Raw genomic sequence first — 16,786 nt, 5'->3', positions numbered from 1 at the left:
CTGTGTATACTGATTATTCCGGGTAGATCGGGAATTTTCCGGCCATGGCTTCAACCTTTGCCCGGACATCCCTGATTGCCGCTTCGTTCTTAACGTCCTTGACTACGGTTGCAATCCAGTTGCCGATCATGCGCATCTCGGACTCTTTCATGCCCCGCGAGGTGACGGCCGGTGTACCGACCCGGAGACCGCTCGTGATGAACGGGCTCTTGGTTTCGTTCGGAATCGTGTTCTTGTTGACCGTGATGGCTGCCTTGCCGAGTGCGGTTTCCGCCTCGAGGCCGGTGATGCCCTGTGCCGTCAGGTCGAGGAGCATCAGGTGGTTGTCGGTACCACCGGAGACGAGCCGGAGGCCGTTTGCCATCAGGGTCTCGGCGAGGACCTTTGCGTTCTTCACGATCTGTTTATTGTATTCCGTGAACGAGGGCCGGAGCGCCTCCTCGAAACAGACTGCCTTTGCTGTAATGGTGTGCATCAGGGGGCCGCCCTGCATGCCGGGGAAGACCGCCTTGTCGATTGCCGGGCCGTACTCGGCATTGGCCATGATCGCACCGCCACGGGGGCCGCGGAGGGTCTTGTGGGTGGTGGTGGTGGTGAAGTTTACCACACCGACCGAGTTCGGATGGACGCCGGTGGCACAGAGGCCGGCGATGTGGGCGATATCGGCCATACAATATGCGCCCACACTGTCAGCGATCTCCTGGAATGCCTTGAAGTCGATAGTCCTCGGGTAGGCAGAGGCGCCGCAGACCAGCATTTTCGGCTTCTCTTTGCGCGCCATCTCCTCGATCGTGCCGTAATCGAGCATCTCGGTCTTGGGGTCGAGGCTGTACTGGGCGACCTTGTAGAACTTCCCGGTGAAGCTGACCGGTGAACCGTGGGAAAGATGGCCGCCCTGCGTCAGCTTCATGCTCATGAGGGTGTCTCCCAGGTTCATGAACGCAAAATAAACCGCCATGTTTGCCTGGGTGCCCGAGTGCGGCTGGACGTTTGCGTATTCCGCGCCGAACAATTTCTTCAGCCGGTCCCGGGCGAGGTTCTCTGCCTCGTCGTGGAACTCGCAGCCGCCATAGTATCGCTTGCCCGGGTATCCCTCGGCATATTTGTTGGTCATGATGGACCCCATTGCTTCGAGTACAGCGTGGGAGACCAGATTTTCCGATGCGATCAGCTCAAGGCCGTTGGTCTGGCGGAGCCGTTCCTTTTCGATGATATCTGCAATTTCTGGATCCGTTTTGGACAGATATGACATATGGAGAAGGGTAGGCGCTTGAGAGGTAATAGGTTTTCTTTCCGAAAGGTTCGAAGAACCTTGAGGAGGAGAAGAATTGCGCAGCAATTCTTCGAGCGTCCGACGGGCCTGACGGAACCGCGAGCAGGAGAGGAATTGCACAGCAATTCTTCGAGTTCCCGAAAATCCGAAGGACTTGAGGGGGAATGGTATGTTAGGACCACTCGCAACCCGGGGAATTCCTTCAGAATGTTCATGTCCGGGAAAATGCGGGAGTCTGGTCGAAGAATCCTTGCGGATTCTTCTCCCGCTCGCGGTTCGTCAAACCGCTCCCATCCTCAAGTCCTGATGGACTTTCGGGACAGCGAAGAATCCTTGCGAATTCTTCTCGTCCTCAAGGTTCTGATGAACCTTTCGGAGCGCAAACCTTTTTTCCTAATCCGCCGATCATTACTATTATTATTAATAAGGAATGCGTCGCACCAGTACCAGTAAGTGTTACGGTATGGCGCAGTCTGATGCAAAGATCAAATATCTTGAGCACGAACTCGATCAACAGGAGAAACTGATTAAGATGATGGAAACTTCAGGAACCGGTGTATCAGAAGATCGGATCGCATTGCTTGAAAAGAAGGTACGGGATATGGAAGCGCTGGTCAAGGGACTGACTCAGGAGCTGCTCGACCTCAAGTCAATCGCCATGAAGATGTCCAAGCAGACCGAGGAACGCAGCCGGCAGCAGCTCGTGCGGGGTCCGATCGTGCAGGGCGCAGCAGCCCCGGTGCAGGCGGGCCCGTCATCATCCCCGTCCGTTGCCGCCCCCTCCGGTGGCAGCACGGTGATCCGTCCCAAGGGAGCACGCCAGCCGGATGTCCCGGCGGAACCGGCAGAGCCCGCAATGGACATGATCATGCAGCAGGACGGGACCATGAAACTCGAGCCCCGGCGCGGTGACAAGAACTATATCGTTGCATCCGCGGGATACGGGCGCAATAAGAAGGGGACCTCCGTCAAGGGCAAACAGAGCGACCTGATCTACGCTGCTGAGGAAGACAAGTCAGACTCTGCAAAGAAGTAAGGGGCCCGGTCTTTGCATATCACAGAACTGGAGATCGATAATTTCAAGTCTTTTTCAAAAAAGACAAAAATTCCATTTCTTGAGGGGTTCACCGTCATCTCCGGACCCAACGGGTCCGGCAAGTCCAATATCATAGATTCTATCCTTTTTGTCCTTGCCCTATCGAGCTCCCGGAATCTCCGGGCTGAGAAACTCACCGACCTTATCAACCTGAACTCCGGCAGGAACACTGCTGAGGTAGCGCTCGCGTTCTCCGATGGCACCAGAATCCGGCGCAGGATCAAGAGGACGGGCAACGGGTATTACAGCTACAATTATCTCAACGAACGGCTCTGCAAGCAGAGCGATATCGTGGACCACCTGGCAAAGCACGGGATCAAGCCCCATGGCTACAATGTCGTGATGCAGGGTGATGTCACCCGCATCATGGAGATGAGCGACTTCGAGCGCCGGAAGATCATCGATGAGATTGCAGGGGTGGCGGAGTTCGATACCAAGAAGGCGCAGTCGCTCTCCGAGCTTGACGTGGTCCGGGAGCGGATCGAGCGCGAGGAGCTGCTCCTGCTCGAACTGGGCAAGCGGGCAAACGAGCTGAAACGGGAACGGACGCATGCTCTGGAGTACCAGAAATTGCAGACCGATCTCACGTTCTACCAGAACTGCCGTGCCGCCGCCCATCTCCACGAGCGGGAGAAGGAAATGACTTCCCTCATCCGCTCGACCGAAGATCACAGGATCCAGCTCGGCCGCATTGCCTCCGACCGGAGCCTTGAGGAGAACGAGCTCTCCTACTTCAAGGCGGACCTCAGGGATATCGACGACCTGATCAACAAGAAGAGCGGCGCCGATTACCTGAAGCTGATCGCGGAACTCGAAGAAGCGAAGAGCGGGATCAAGCTCGCCGAGCAGACGATCGTCCGGCTGCGCAAGGAGAAGGAAGGCAACCTCGAGACGATCAACCGCGTGTACATGGACACGAAACGGGCGGAGGCGAGGGTGGCCGAGTGCACCGAGCAGATGCGTACGCTCACCATTGACCGGACGAACATCGCGATGGAAGTGGCCGCGGCCCGGACCCTGCTTGAGAAGTTCGAGACCGAGATCAAACAGCACAGCGAGGACACGGAAGGCGCCCGGGACAAGCTCTTTGCGCTCATGAAAGAGATCGAGGAGAAAAAAGGGCAGCGGTCCGGTATCCTGCACCAGCAGGACATGTTCATCGAGAAGAGCCGGATGCGGACTACCGAGCTCGAACGCCTCACCGGCCTCCTCCGGTCGCTGGACGAGGAGTACGGGGCAAAGCAGGTGCAGCTTTCCGAGAGCGAGAAGGGTGTAGGGGACCTTACCGCCAGTAAGAAGGAGCTCGACCGGAACCTCTCGGAACTGGAGAGCTCGCTCTTTGCCCAGCGCTCGACCCTTGAGCGCCTGAAAGCCGAAATCCGGGAGCACGAACAGGACGCGATCCGGCTCGAGGCGGCCCAGCAGGCCCGGGGCGAGTCCGGCGGCAGGGCTCTCGAAGCGGTCCTTGCACTGGAGGGCGTGCACGGCACCATCGCTGATCTCGGGAAGGCCCCGGCGGAGTACACCGTGGCGCTGAATATCGCGGCGGGAAACCGGCTCCAGTTCGCAGTCTGCGATGACGACCAGATTGCGTCGGATGCGATCCGGTACCTCAAGGAGGAACGGCTCGGGCGGGTAACATTCCTCCCACTGAACAAGCTCAAACCCCCGTCCCTGCCCCCTCTCAAGGAGCCCGGAGTCATCGATTATGCAGTGAACCTGCTCGATTATGACCCGAAGTACGATCGTGCCTTTGCGGTTGTATTCGGCAGCACGGTCGTAGTCGATACGCTGGAGCGGGCCCGGAAGCTGATCGGGAAGTACCGCATGGTCACGCTCGAAGGAGAGATCATCGAGAAGAGCGGGGCGATGACCGGCGGCTCCTCCAGGAAGCAGGGCGGCCCCCGCGGCTTTGGCGCTGCCGTAGACAACGAGATCCTGCGGATCCGGTCCCGGCTTGGCGAACTGCAGGGCGAGGCCTCCACAATCGAGGCCGGCGTCAAGCGCCTGACCGATGAGGTGGACGCCAAAAGGACCGCCCGCAACGAGATCGACCAGAAGGTGGCCCGGTTCGGGATGTTCACCGAGGAATTCTCGCGCAGGTTCGACGCGATCACGGTCGAGAAGCAGACTATCGAGGCCGCCGTTGCCCGCCAGACCGAGGAGACCCGGAACGGGGCGGCCGAGCTCTCGGCCCTCGAGGCGGAGCTGGACCGGACCACGGAAGTCATCAACGGGCTGAACGGCCAGATGGAGGAGATCAAGAAACGGCTGGACAACACCAACATCCCCGCGCTCACGGAACAGATCGAGAAGAAGCGCAAGGAGATCGAGGAGTCCGAGCGTCGCCTCCGGAACAAGGACGCGGATATCAATGATGCCCAGCGTGAACGCCAGCACTTCACAGCCCGGCTCGGCGAACTGGCCGATGAGCGCAACCGGCAGGAGGAGCGCAACCGGCAGATCGATGGGGATATTGCGGCCGCAAACGAGCAGATCGCCACCATCAGGGCGCAGATTGCAGGGCTCGAGGAGCGGCAGAAGGAGTTTTCGGGCGAACTCGACGAGCTCCGGACAAAACGGGCCGAGGTCACCCAGCACCTCCAGGACTCCGAACTGAAACTGATGAAGTTCGATGCCGAGAAGGAGCGGATCACGATCCAGATGGGAGCCATCGAGGAGCGGACCCGGACACTCGGGATCGAGATCGACATGCTCAGGCACCAGGTTGGCGAGATGGATACCCAGCTCACCCTCTCGGAGATCGAGGGCAGGATCGCGGAAGCCGATGCCGCTCTGCGGAAGATCGGGGCCGTGAACATGCTCGCGATCGAGGAGTACGACAAGGTGCAGCGGCAGGTGACCGAGCGGACGGAGCGCAAGGAGACTCTCTCGACCGAGCGGGCGAGTTTAATCGAGCGGATCGAGCAGTTCGAGCAGATGAAGTACGAGGCGTTTGCTACTGCCTTCAAGGCGATCGATACGAACTTCCGGCAGATCTTCGCCCGGCTCACGAGCGGCACCGGCCACCTGGTGCTGGAGAACGAGGAGGACCCGTTTGCCGGCGGGATGACTTTTGCCGTGCAGCCCCGGGACAAGAAGGTGCACCTGCTCAGTTCCCTATCAGGCGGCGAGAAGTCCCTCACTACGCTTGCCTTCATCTTCTCGATCCAGCACTACATCCCGGCACCGTTCTATGCGTTTGACGAAGTGGACATGTCACTCGACGGGGCGAATGTCGAAAGGATCGCATCGATGGTCACCGATCTGGCTCCCAGCTCGCAGTTCGTGATTGTTTCCCTCAGGAAACCGATGATCGACGCGGCCCAGCGGATCATGGGGGTCACCATCCGGCCAGACAAGAGCACCCTTGTTACCGGGGTAAAAGTGAATGGCTGAACAGAACGGGACCGGCAGGAAGAAGGGCAGGGGTAAAACAGAGGAGCCGGCCCCGCTTACGCCGCAAACTATCGACACGCAGAAAGAGAATAGTGTGGAGCCGGGCGTGAATCACCTGCCAGCACCGGCAGATGCCGTGGGCAACCCGGAAGTCCCGCAGGTTGCCCGGCCATCCGGGATCCTGCCAGCCATCCCGGTTTTTGGTTCTACCGACTCCTCTCACGTCGCACATGATGAAACGCTGTCCGGGAGTTCCTCCCTCACCCCTACATCCCCCGGTGAGTCGCAAAACCAGCAGGATCCTCAGGCCACCCCGGCCCCGGCAGGCCTCATGGAGGACCCGGTTGAGATCCTGGTCGGCCTTGCCGAGCGCGGCGAGATCGATCCCTGGAATATCGACATCATCGAGGTCACTGACAGGTTCCTCTCAGAGCTCGAGCGACGCAGGGAACTCAATCTCCAGCTCTCGGGCAGGACGCTCTTCTATGCGGCCACCCTCCTCCGGATGAAGTCCGAGCAGCTCGACCAGTCCACTGGAGAGGACGAGGTCGGGGAAGACGGGGACGAAGGGTTCGGTGAGGACTTCGACCTCGCACTGGACTCTGATGTTGCCTACGAAGGCAGGCTTGGGCCTATCGAGCGGCTGGAACACGAGATCCAGCGCCGTCTGGATCGCAAGACCCAGCGCAAGAGCCCGATCACGCTTTTCGAGCTGATCACCGAGCTGAAGAACATCGAGAAAGAGGAGCGCCGCCGCAGGCGCATGGCGTCGGACCCGGCCGAGGTCTACCTGATCGACGCGGACGATGTCGTGGGAATTGCGCATGAGGAGGGGTTCCAGGAGTCCTCGATGACCCGGCTTGCGGAGTATCTCGAAGGGCTGGAGATCGATGAGGAGATGACCCTGCGGGAATTATGCACGAGAATGGAGTGGAACGTTCCTGAGGTCTACATCCCGCTCCTCTTCCTTGCGCTGGACGGCAGGTGCTCCCTGCGGCAGGAAGAGTTCTTCGGGGATATCTGGGTGCAGATCCGGCATCCGGATGAGGCAGAGCCCCCGGCCGGCTCGCTGGCTGAGTAACCGGTCGGTTTTTTTGCTCGCACGATTCTGCCCGCTGTTTTTTCCCGTGCATTTTTTACACTTGCTTTCGTTCACCCTTCTTTCTCTTCCCGCTCCTTTCCGTAGATGCCATCGTTTCCCCGAGCAGGATCTTCCCAATCTCTATCCAGCGCTCGCGGAGCTCGTCACGTTCGACGCCAACCAGAGAGAGAACCCGGAGGCCGTGGAAGAGGCTCAGGATAGCAAGAGCTATCGTGCGGGGATCGCCCCCCGGGCAGGAGAGTCCCAGTCTCTGCTGTTCCGCTACTCCCTGGGTAGCTTTCTGGAGTCCGAGCTGCATGTTCTCGGAGAAACTCTTTGCGATCTCGGGGTTCCCGGGGATCATGGAAAGCAGCTCGAAAAACAGGGCGTTCTGTTCAGCATCATTTTCCAGGTAGAAATCGAGAACTGCGATCCAGGCATCGAGCGGGGTCGCAGCAGGGTACATCGACATCGTCTTCTCGCGGATCTGCTCGGGGTACGCTTTCACGATCTCGATGACAAGTTCGTCTTTGCTGCTGAAGTACTGGTAGAGCGCAGCCTTGCTTACGCCGATATACTCGGCTATGTCGTCCATTGTCGTAGCCCGGTATCCTTTCCTGCTCATCACCTCGCGGCCCGCGGACAGGATCTTCTTCTTCGCTTCTTCCTTATATTCCGGGACTACCTTGGGCATCTTGCTCTTATCTGATACCGCATAAGTAATAAGTCTGACGATGGAGTAATAAAAATGACTCAATGGTAAGTATTAATAGCGGCCGGAGATAATTTCATACGAGACTCTGACAGCGCGAGAACGAATACAATCAGTCGCGATTGAGGAATCCGTCGAAGCTTGTGGTATACGTGAAGTCGGACTCCTGATGTCTGATTCTGGTTACCCGCTATGCAAGATTGAGAGGAATGTAATAAAATGAAACGAATATTGATTGTTTTCAGTATTATCGCGTTGGCATGTTTGATCACCGTTGCGGGAGCGGCCACCAGTACCGTCTCAGTAATGAATCCCCAGGATGCCGCAGCGCTTGTCTATGTATCCGGCTATGATCTCAACCCCGGTGTTTTTTACCCAGGTGAGACCGGCACCCTGACGGTTCATGTCACCAATGCTGCGAATGCTTCCGTGGCTGTATCCCAGCCGGATCTTATGGATCCCCACGTCGACATCGTGAACAAAGGTGCATTTGCCACCACCACGTTAATCGGACCGGGAGCAACGACCGATTATACGTTCGTGATACGGGCCGACGGTCCCGACGGGACGTATCTCCCGCTCTTCTCCGTTTCCACAAACGCATGGGGTACCTTCGCGATCCATGCCCAGATCAAGCTCAAAGTCGACTCGACCGACGTGAGGGCAAGTGTCTCGAACAAACCCAATACCTTCTCCCTTGAAAAGACCGATACCGTGAACGTCACTGTCATGAACCCGCGGCTCGGTGATATATCCGATGTCCTGATCGTCGCATCTTCCCCGGGAAGCGACATATCCCCGTCCGAGGAGAATGTTGTGTCTATCCCGGCCGGTACCTCGGTGAAAGTTCCGTTTGCCATCACCCCGCACCAGCAATCCGATGTAACCTTCAATGTCAGTTTCCGTAACGGGGACAATGTTCATACAACTACGGTTGTCCTGCCCCTGAACATCGGCGAGGACAAGTCTGCGGCAATCCCGCTTATCAGTAATGTCGCACTTGTCGGCAATGCCGGAACCTACACGATGACCGGCGAGATCGGAAACGCCGGTATCACCGACGCCCAGGGGATGGTCGTCTCTGTCGGTGCACCGGAAAAACCGGTGGGGCCGTACCCGGACTATCAGATCGGTTCGCTGGCATCGAATGATTTTTCGAGATTTACCCTGACATTTGTCTCTTCTGATCTCACCTCAGTGCCGGTACAGATCCGGTGGAAAGACTCAGAGGGAAACACTCAGTCATCGACAATTACGCTTGATCTTCATACGCTGGCGGAAGGGTCTCCGGGGGGGATACTCAGCTCAGCAACCGGCAGCACTACCGGTCTCAATTCGTTCAATCTCGTCATAGCGGGTGTCATCATCGTACTTGCCGGTATCGTCCTGTACATGAAGCGGAAATGGATCACATCGAAACTGAAGAAGCAATAAAACCGGGTCTTACGAATGACACGACTCCATGACGAACCCCGGCAACCGCGACTTGAGGATGAAGATATGACAGCCACGGATGAACAAACCGTGATGGTTCCTGATACAAACAGAGAAGCATCGCCGGATAAAGGTGGAAAGGTTGGCGACCTCATAAAGAGGATACGCGGCAATCCATGGGTACTTGGAGGATTGATCGTCCTCATCATCCTGGTTGCCATTGCCGGACTCCTCTACTGGAACGACCTTCAGAGTAAGGTTTACGTCGAGAATTCCCAGATTACGGCTCCGGTGATCTCTATCAGTCCCACGAATCCGGGTATCATCGATGAGCTGGATGTTTCGGTGGGAGATCAGGTAAGAAAGGATCAGATTCTCGCGAAGGTCGGAAATGAGAATCTTCTCGCGAAAACCAGCGGTATAATCACGGGCGTCGAAAATACGCCGGGTCAGCTGGTAAACCCGGCCCTGGACCCCACTCCTGTAATCTCCATGATCGACCCGCGGGAGCTCCGTGTTACCGGGAGGGTGCAGGAAGATAAAGGCCTCAAGGATATCTCCCCCGGCCAGCATGTGGAGTTTACGGTGGATGCTTACCCGTCCAACCAGTACCAGGGGGTGGTCGAAAAAGTCGCACCGTCTTCCCGGGTGGGGGACATCGTCTTCAGCATATCGGACAAGCGGCAGGAGCAGGAATTCGATGTCACGGTCACTTATGATGTAACCGCTTATCCTGAACTGAAGAACGGCATGTCTGCGAAGATGTGGATCTCAAAATAATTTCCCTATCATGGCAGAAAATAACCGGAACCGGTGGCTGATCCTTCTCACGGTCATCGTGGGCACCTTCCTGGGGAGCATGGACCAGACGGTGGTCTCCCTTGCAGTACCGAAGATCATGCTGGATTTCAATATCCTCACTTCGGATGCCGGCTGGATCGCCACCGCGTACATCCTGGCGAACGCGGTCTTCGTGCCGGTCTGGGGCAAGCTCGGGGACACGATCGGCAGGAAGAAAGTCTACGTCTGGGGTTTCTCGATCTTCATCGTCGGCTCGATCCTTGCCGGCCTCTCCTGGGATCTCGGCTCGATGATCCTCTTCCGCGTTATCCAGGCGGTCGCGAGCTCTGCTGACTATCCCACCGCCATGGCGATCATAGCGGTAAATTTCAGCAACGGGAAGGAACGGGCCCAGGCCCTCGGTATCTGGTCCTCGGCCTTCGCCCTCGCCATCGTATTCGGCCCCCTCATCGGCGGCCCGCTCATCGATACCTTCGGCTGGCGCTCGGTCTTCCTGATCAATCTCCCCATCGGCCTGATCGGGATAGCGATGGCCCTCACCTTCATCCCGGAATCGGTGAGCGACAGGAAAAGCGTCTCCTTCGACTGGTACGGCGCCATCACGCTGGGCATATCACTCGCTCTCCTCGTCTTCGGTCTGGACCGGGGCTATGACTGGGGCTGGACTTCACTGCCCATCGTGTGTGCCTTCGCAGGCTCCGGGTTCTTCATGTACATATTCTACCTGATCGATTCACGGCATCCCGAACCGATCATCGATTTCCGGTTCTTCCGGATCCCGGCCTTCGTCTTCTCCCTGGTCAACAACTTCCTGATCTTCATGGCCCTGATGGGCGGGATGTTCTTAATCCCCATCTTCGACCAGACCTTCCTCGGCCTGACCGCGACCGAGACCGGTCTCCAGTTCATCCCTATGGCCTTCTGCATCATGCTCGCGGCACCGATCGGGGCCGCGCTCGTAGGCAGACTCCAGCCACGCTACGTGATCGCCCTGAGCACCCTTGTGGCGGGGATCGGGTTGTTCCTGTTCACCCGTCTCGACGTCCGTTCCGGCCCGTTGGATGTTGTGATTCCGCTCGTCATCATGATGTTCGGGATGGGCTTTGGCATGTCCCAGCGCACGGGCGTCATCGCCGCGATAGTACCCAACGAGGAGATCGGCAGTGCCTCGGCAGTGCTTGCCTTGGTCCGGAATGTTGCCGGTGCGTTCGGGATCGCCATCTTTGCCACCATCCTCAACATCTCGGTCGAGAACAATATGCTCGCCCTCTCGGCACACTCGGTGATAAATGTGCACACCCCCGCGGTGATACAGGTTGCATCCTCCCTGATGTACCTCGATGCACAGATCCTTGCGTACCGCACGGTCTTCCTCATCGGCTCCATCATCCTGGTGATAGCGGCAGTGCTCGCGCTCCTGATCGACGTGAAGAAGTCGATGGATGGAAAGGATATTGTCCTTTAGAGATTTGATTCAAAAAAAGGAATAATTACCCCGTCATGCATTCAGACATCCACCCGGTGACCTGGAATGTCGGCGGGCCGTCTCCGTTTCGCATATCATTGTCCATGCGCCACTCGAAGAGACCCGCGAGATTGTGCTCCTTCATGTATGCGCATTTGACAGCCACCGAACTCTGCGTATCCGGTCCCCCGCTATCGGTGTACCCGTCCTCGCTCTCCAGACCGCCGATCATCTGGCCATAGGGGAAACTCGCCTGAGCATACGAGTCAGCGTAGGAGACGAGGTCATAGGTGTCCCCGGAACCGTACGACATGATATTGATCTGGTCCACGCTGTCCTTCAGGCCGGCGACCGTCTCGGGCGATTCGACCCCGGGCCAGACGGTGTGGGTCAGGAGATAGGGGTGACCGTGCGGGTTGTTCCCCGCCGCGGCGAATGTGGCATGGCAGGTCGAGAGGAGCGCCGTCAGCTGGGGTGCATCCTCATTGATCTGGTGGCTCTCCCAGTCCATATCGTAGCCGTCAAGACCGTACTTCTTCATGTAGGTCACGACGCTGTCGGCAAATCTCTGGGGATCCTGTGCTGCCCGAAGGTATTCGTTGTCCATGTCCTCGCCGAAATTGGACGATATGAGGATATCAGCGTCCGGGTTGCCCTGCCTGACCAGTGCAACGACGTTCTGGATCTTTTTCCCGTTCCCGTTGCGTGCCGCGCTGTTCTCCGGCGAGCTTCCCGAAGGGAAATCGGTCAGTACGCCGTCGTGCACCGTGGCAAAAGCAATGTACACGCGGTTGACCTTCTTCCACGGGATCGTGTCTTTGTCCACCATCGCGGCATCATAGGCGTTGTCGAGGATGAATAAGTAGGCGGCGGAGATCTTCCCGTTTGCCGGACGGAGCAGCAGCCGGTGTCCCGGAGCCCATGCCGAGCAGGTTTCGGATTGCCGAGAGGATGCCCTGCAGGAAATCCGGGGCTGCTGCACCGGAATTGTTGTCAGCTGCGGCTGCTGGAGGAAGCGCGAGACTACACAGGAGGGCGATCATGAAAAGAGCTGCCAGTACGGAAAGCCCGGTTTTCCCTGTTACCGGTTTCGTACCCATTCTCCACATACTAAGTAGGGTGTCGGTCCGGGATGATATGGGTTTTTCCGCGGGAGATCCGGTACGGCTGGTCAACAGGTTCCGGGCGCTTTGACCTGTTGAAGCACAGCCACCGGAACCCGCGTGTCTTTTGTACCGGGCGTCACAGATTATTGACCGGATACGCGATGAATGTCAGCCATTTTGTCCGGGAGTCTGCGGCTTTCACCCGGGCAACGCTTACCGGGAGATGGTCCCGCTGGCTGATCCTCGTCCTGCTCGGCCTGCCCTGGATGCTCCTCTCCTCGCTCATGGAAAGCAGCAGGATCCTTGAAGGCACGACCATTCACTGGAAGCTGATCCCCTGGGAAGAAGCGGGGTTGCTGATTCTCACCGGCATCCTTTGCAATTTTTTCATCTCGGGATATATCGTGCGCCTGCTGGAAGGCGATCCAGTCCCGCCGGAGTTTGACAACCTGCCCGGGCTCGGCCTCGTCGGGATAAAAGTCCAAGTCATCCCGCTCGTCTGGATCCTGGTGCCTTCCGTTCTTGCCCTCATCGAGTATAACGTAGCGTCCAGCGGACTGCTTCCCGCAAGCCCGTGGGGAACGACCCTTGGATCGATCCTGATCCTTATCCTTCTCGCCATCCAGCTCGTGATCCTGTTCATCGCAGTGCAGTACGGGATCGTCGGCGCCATACGGTTCGCCCGGACGGGAAGCGTCCTGGAGGCGTTTTCCCTGAGGGCAATCTATGCAACCCTCAGGCGGATCGGAATAGTGAACTATTACCTTGCGCTCGGGATCATCATCATCGTCTACGTAGCATTCTCCTTTGGTCTCCATGCGCTCTCGCTCGTGCCGTACATCGGGGGGATTATTGCACTCTGTCTCTGGCCGCCCCTGGTGGTATTCTGCGTCCGGTTCATGGCACATTTCTGCGATGAGGACATGGCACCTCCGGGCGGGAAGCCGGGTGCGGGGGGAGTCTCTGTCCCGGCCCGGGTGCCTGCACGTGGCATGATACCGGAGATCCTCGCTTGGCTTCTCATCGTGGCCGTGCTCTTTGTGCTCTGCTTCACGCCGCTGGCACTGGTGATCGGTTCTGTCAGCGGTTTCTTCGTGCGGTGACCGGAGTTCCGCAAGTCGAAGAACTTCGTTCTTCTCCAGACTCATCACTTCGTGATTCGTCTTACACCAGCGCCGGAATCCCGGCGCTCCACGCTTCGACCCGCTGCCGGATCGCATCATCGTTGTATGATGACACCGTCACCCGGTCCCGGGCGATACTGATGAAGTAGAACCCCCGTTCCGGATCATGGCACTTCAGCGTGACGGAGAAGAGATCGGCGTCCGGTACACGACGGACTTTTCCTCCATGCGCCGCAAGGTTTGCCATGTTCGAGATGACAGCGGCAATACCATTCTCGTATCCTTCGATAGAGTTGTACATATCTAAGCCAATACCGATCCGCTTCCCATCAGGATTCCTGTACACGAATTTCGCGGTGTACATCTCCCGCACTTTTTCGACCGGCCGGTGGTTCTTTTTCCTCATCATATAGGATGTGCACCCGAGCGGATTCTTCATGATGAGCAACCGGACGACCGCATCGAACGCGGCCAGGTCCGGGAACGGGTTCTTCAGGTGCCGGGAGGCACTCTTTGCACCGGTTCTTTCCTTGAAAACTGCCATGGTATCCTCATGTGATTTGAACGCAGTCGCAGAAACGGCAATGAAATGCTCTCATTAAATGCTCTCATTCCGCGACGCCCGTTTCCTCTCCACCGGTGATAATGGGGTGGGGAGGAACGCCTTCATTCTATTATGGACAATTGAAACGGTCCCGATAAATCCTTGGTGGTGGCTCGCACGGGGTACGAAGGGGGTCGGGCAGCGAAAAATCGTACAGAGCCGATCCATGGTTATAGTAATACAACCGGTCGGATCTTTCGGCTTTGCAGTCGTTTAAATGTGAGTTGGGACAGGATTATTGCAGGTAATGGGGCGTGTGCCCGGGGCTGCTCCCGTTGAAAAAAAGTGGTCCGACCCCCCCCAACCACTTTGTTTTGAATTAGGTATTTTGATGTAATTTTCAGGAAAAACACGACGATGGAATCTCATCGCACCTGGTTTGGATTGACGGGAATGTTGAGGGGGGGGTCGGGCAGTGTATTTTGATCCCGCGATCTGCCGTCACGGGGATGTGGTTTCTGTCCGGCATTTCCAGATTTGCCATCATATAAATCCGGTCGAGCACAGACATTCCGACATCCTGGTACAACTGTGATGAGGTTCCGCAAATTCAAAAAAAGTGGTGTGACCCCCCTCCATTGATAGTGTCCAGGTGACATAAAACCGGGTGGGATTATATGACGATATGACGAGAAATTCACTGATGAGTGATGATCCTGATGACCCCTTGAACAGGAGGGGGTAATGAGGCCTGCATTACTAATCACATTAGTAGAAAAGAGGATTTCTTTGATATTCGATGTTGCCTTGCTCTGCTAATGTCTCATAGCATTTATGCCGAGCATCCCCATCTTGAACTGTCTCCTTCGTAAATATCGCTATCATTTTTTCCAATGGTGGCCAGCCCCCGGTTCTGGGTTTCAAGGAATATGAATAATGTTCAGTGATGACTCTAAATTCACTATATTCCAAATTGATACAAGTCAAAACTTCCTTATAAGAAAATGTATTTCCAGAGGGGTGATTATGTGTGACAATTTTTTCATGTAAATGTCTCTCCATTGAAAGGGTTATTCTCCATTCAATCTTTCCTGTAAGTTCATCCGGATCGATTCGCAGGTATCCTTGATATTCCCCCCCCCTTTAGTGAAATATCCGACATATTCCCGGGGTATGGCACTCGGTTTCAGGCAGACTTTCTGATGCAGCCACGTTTCGAATTCAAGTAGATTTCGAAACGGTTCAGGAACTGCGATGATCCCGTCACGACCATGTTTTATTCTTCCTTGTTGGATTTCCCGTCTTACGCATTTTTTTAAAAGGTTGGTTTTACGTTGCTCTGCCAGCAGCTTTTGCTTTTCTGGATCACCCGACATCCAAAGACTTCCACATTTTCCTAATTATATTATACTATTTATCTTTGTAATATAAGGTTCATTTAGATCGCCATCACGAAGGGTATTCGAAATCTCCAAAAGTTCAAACTACATTCTTAATTCTCCCTCGTTAGTACAATATTAAAAAATTTGAACTCGTCCCACTTTCACACCGACCGTGCCGCACCTCCCCACCCATTCCGCCCCGGGCCCGGAGATTCATGCGCGATTGCGCGGATCAGAGCCACATATCATAGATCTGACACTCTCCGGGATCCCGTTTCCGGGAGTTTCCTGAGCATGCGCGATTGCGGCAAGGTTCCGGGCAGGATCTGCAAAATGAGGGTTGATTACGACGTGAATCAGATTTTCCCCGGTTCGCGCCCGCCAAAAAATACTGCACGTTCCCGGGTCTTCCGGATATGATTGCCCGGTTCGCGCAGTGTGATTGTAGTGGCTCCGGAAACGGGAATTATTGTAACCAATGCGGTTTCGGAATCCGTTTCCAGATTATCAGCAAGTTGAATATTTTTTCAGCAATAGTTCCTGCCAAAATATACTGGCGTGCAGGCGAGATCATCTTTAAATGGTTGACTGTGTTATATGTAGATCCACAAAATTTGATGACGATCCGACGAAACCGCCCTTCCGGGCAGGTGTTGGTTCCGAGGGAAAAACAATGCAGGCAACAAGGTATAAATAACCCTGAATCCTATATTGTAAGCCCGTGAATGCGTCAAACAACACGACGAAGATTCACAGATCAGATGCCCTTGATGAAGAACCAGACATGCAGGCTTTACCTGCCTTGGTTCCGACGGGAAAACGATGCATGTGACAAGGTATAAATAACCTTGAAACATACAGTAATAGCCCGTGTTCAATCAAGCAACACGACGAAACAATTACGAAATCTTGAAGAAGATTTCTTTGATGGAGATCCAACGAGACCCGGCTTGACCGGAGTTGGTTCTGACGTTGATACTGGCAATGCGGAAATTTGTTTAGTAACCGCTAATTCCTTAGAACAAGTTCAGATACGTGTGCGTACATTGTACAAATTAATTCTGGTTGATCCTGCCAGAGGCCACTGCTATCGGAGTTCGATTAAGCCATGCGAGTCGAGAGGTGCAAGACCTCGGCATACTGCTCAGTAACACGTGGACAATCTAACCTATGGAGGGGGATAACCCCGGGAAACTGGGGATAATACCCCATAGACTATGGATGCTGGAATGCTTTGTAGTCGAAATGGTCCGCCGCCATAGGATGGGTCTGCGGCCGATTAGGTTGTTGTTGGGGTAACGGCCCAACAAGCCTGTAATCGGTACGGGTTGTGGGAGCAAGAGCCCGGAGATGGATTCTGAGACACGAA

13 protein-coding genes and 1 rRNA gene are annotated in these 16,786 nt (G+C 56.0%); 8 read left to right on the top strand and 6 right to left on the bottom strand.

Going from position 1 to position 16,786, the window contains the following annotated elements:
• Positions 1–13: 13 nt before the first annotated feature.
• On the bottom strand, positions 14–1,252 hold the full coding sequence (glyA, locus tag ABSE13_RS07850; RefSeq protein WP_424027961.1) for a serine hydroxymethyltransferase: 1,239 nt from the start codon (positions 1,250–1,252) through the stop codon (positions 14–16).
• Between the two features lie 484 nt (positions 1,253–1,736).
• Here glyA and ABSE13_RS07845 point away from each other — a divergent pair, with 484 nt between their 5' ends.
• From ABSE13_RS07845 to ABSE13_RS07835, 3 genes are read left to right on the top strand one after another with little or no spacing between them, the layout of a single operon-like run.
• Positions 1,737–2,309 (top strand): hypothetical protein, encoded by a 573-nt coding sequence (locus tag ABSE13_RS07845; protein WP_424027960.1) that lies wholly within the window; start codon positions 1,737–1,739, stop codon positions 2,307–2,309.
• Between the two features lie 12 nt (positions 2,310–2,321).
• Positions 2,322–5,768, top strand: coding sequence for a chromosome segregation protein SMC (gene smc / locus ABSE13_RS07840; RefSeq protein WP_424027959.1), 3,447 nt, complete (start codon positions 2,322–2,324; stop codon positions 5,766–5,768).
• Entirely contained in the window at positions 5,761–6,849 is a 1,089-nt protein-coding gene (locus ABSE13_RS07835; RefSeq protein ID WP_424027958.1) for a segregation/condensation protein A, read from the top strand. Before smc ends, ABSE13_RS07835 begins: the two co-directional genes overlap by 8 nt.
• A gap of 55 nt (positions 6,850–6,904) precedes the next feature.
• Here the strand turns inward: ABSE13_RS07835 and ABSE13_RS07830 are convergent, their stop codons facing one another.
• A complete protein-coding gene (locus ABSE13_RS07830) occupies positions 6,905–7,543 on the bottom strand; it encodes a TetR/AcrR family transcriptional regulator (protein ID WP_424027957.1) in 639 nt (212 codons plus the stop codon).
• Between the two features lie 237 nt (positions 7,544–7,780).
• Between ABSE13_RS07830 and ABSE13_RS07825 the strand changes: the two genes are divergently transcribed.
• From ABSE13_RS07825 to ABSE13_RS07815, 3 genes are read left to right on the top strand one after another with little or no spacing between them, the layout of a single operon-like run.
• A complete protein-coding gene (locus tag ABSE13_RS07825; RefSeq protein ID WP_424027956.1) occupies positions 7,781–8,995 on the top strand; it encodes a COG1361 family protein in 1,215 nt (404 codons plus the stop codon).
• A 15-nt stretch (positions 8,996–9,010) separates the two neighbouring features.
• Positions 9,011–9,775: an HlyD family secretion protein gene (locus ABSE13_RS07820; protein WP_424027955.1), complete on the top strand. Its 765-nt coding sequence runs from the start codon at positions 9,011–9,013 to the stop codon at positions 9,773–9,775.
• A 10-nt stretch (positions 9,776–9,785) separates the two neighbouring features.
• Entirely contained in the window at positions 9,786–11,261 is a 1,476-nt protein-coding gene (locus tag ABSE13_RS07815; protein ID WP_424027954.1) for a DHA2 family efflux MFS transporter permease subunit, read from the top strand.
• Between the two features lie 25 nt (positions 11,262–11,286).
• Here ABSE13_RS07815 and ABSE13_RS07810 read toward each other — a convergent pair whose 3' ends face one another.
• Positions 11,287–12,090, bottom strand: coding sequence for a glycoside hydrolase family 18 protein (locus tag ABSE13_RS07810; protein ID WP_424027953.1), 804 nt, complete (start codon positions 12,088–12,090; stop codon positions 11,287–11,289).
• A gap of 7 nt (positions 12,091–12,097) precedes the next feature.
• Positions 12,098–12,370 (bottom strand): hypothetical protein, encoded by a 273-nt coding sequence (locus tag ABSE13_RS07805; RefSeq protein WP_424027952.1) that lies wholly within the window; start codon positions 12,368–12,370, stop codon positions 12,098–12,100.
• A gap of 23 nt (positions 12,371–12,393) precedes the next feature.
• Between ABSE13_RS07805 and ABSE13_RS07800 the strand changes: the two genes are divergently transcribed.
• Complete coding sequence (locus ABSE13_RS07800; RefSeq protein WP_424027951.1) at positions 12,394–13,470, top strand: DUF4013 domain-containing protein; 1,077 nt, start codon at positions 12,394–12,396, stop codon at positions 13,468–13,470.
• A 61-nt stretch (positions 13,471–13,531) separates the two neighbouring features.
• Here the strand turns inward: ABSE13_RS07800 and ABSE13_RS07795 are convergent, their stop codons facing one another.
• Both ABSE13_RS07795 and ABSE13_RS07790 read right to left on the bottom strand, forming a co-directional pair.
• Positions 13,532–14,035 (bottom strand): hypothetical protein, encoded by a 504-nt coding sequence (locus ABSE13_RS07795; protein ID WP_424027950.1) that lies wholly within the window; start codon positions 14,033–14,035, stop codon positions 13,532–13,534.
• 1,070 nt (positions 14,036–15,105) lie between these two features.
• Positions 15,106–15,411: a hypothetical protein gene (locus tag ABSE13_RS07790; protein ID WP_424027949.1), complete on the bottom strand. Its 306-nt coding sequence runs from the start codon at positions 15,409–15,411 to the stop codon at positions 15,106–15,108.
• A gap of 1,064 nt (positions 15,412–16,475) precedes the next feature.
• Here ABSE13_RS07790 and ABSE13_RS07785 point away from each other — a divergent pair.
• A 16S ribosomal RNA gene (locus ABSE13_RS07785) occupies positions 16,476–16,786 on the top strand; the annotation flags it as partial.

This window comes from Methanoregula sp., from assembly GCF_049518935.1.
Taxonomy (GTDB): Archaea; Halobacteriota; Methanomicrobia; order Methanomicrobiales; family Methanospirillaceae; genus Methanoregula.
This window is presented reverse-complemented; position numbering and strand designations above follow the sequence as displayed.